1 protein-coding gene is annotated in these 883 nt (G+C 46.1%); it reads right to left on the minus strand.

Annotation, left to right across the window (positions count from 1 at the left end):
• The coding region (locus BBG47_RS28230; protein WP_139070828.1) for an ABC transporter substrate-binding protein at nt 1-883 on the minus strand (883 nt) is incomplete at both ends.

The following is an 883-nucleotide window of genomic DNA, read 5'->3' on the forward strand; positions in this document are numbered from 1 at the left end:
GAACTTGACGAATTCCCAGGCTGCACGCTTATTCGGCGAGTCGGCTGCAATTGCAGCGATTTCGAAAAGAGAAATTGATTGCGATGGCTCCGCAGGATCAATTGGCACCGTGACTGCGCCCCAATCTATCGGCTTTTCTCCCTCCACATAAGTAGGTCGCTGCTTCAATTCCATCATTACGAAAGCATTCGCAACCATCATTGCGGCTTTCCCTTCGAAAAAATAGCTTTTTTGCGTATACACTTGACTCTCAGGATGGAAAAATACCGATTTACTGCGTACCGCACCCACTGCCAGCTTCATTGCATCTTTCCAGCCCTCTGAATTTAGAAGCACCTTCTCTCCCTTTGGATCGAACAGTCTTAAGCCGGATGTATCAGCGATTTGATACATCAGCCTGCCAGGATCTCCGAAGTATTCATACAAGCCGTACACCTTATTGCTGCCAGCACCGACATTAGAAAATCTCGCGGCTAAATCAAATAGTTCCTGCCAGGTCATGTTGTTCCTCGGTGATTCGATTTGATGCTCCTTAAATAAGGCCTTGTTATAATATAGAACCTCCCTGTTGAAGGATGGCGCCAGTCCGTACAGCTTCCCGTTGCCCAAACTTTTGATCTTGTCCAGCAATCCCGGCATAAATCCATCCACATCAAAGTCATCCTGGCGGATCGCGTCCTCCAAATCATACAGCTTGCCATCCTGGGCAAAGATCTTGAATACATAATCGTCCAGTAAAAATACATCCGCGCCCGAGTTCTCCAGCAGCTTCTTTTTTTCTACAAAATAGTCATCCGCATTAATGATTTTCCCAAGCTTTTTCAGCAGCTGCATCTCGGGAATAACCTCGACCTCAATTTGCGGATATTTCATATGAAAATAC

This window comes from Paenibacillus sp. KS1 (assembly GCF_001680695.1).
Taxonomy (GTDB): Bacteria; Bacillota; Bacilli; order Paenibacillales; family Paenibacillaceae; genus Paenibacillus_B; species Paenibacillus_B suaedae.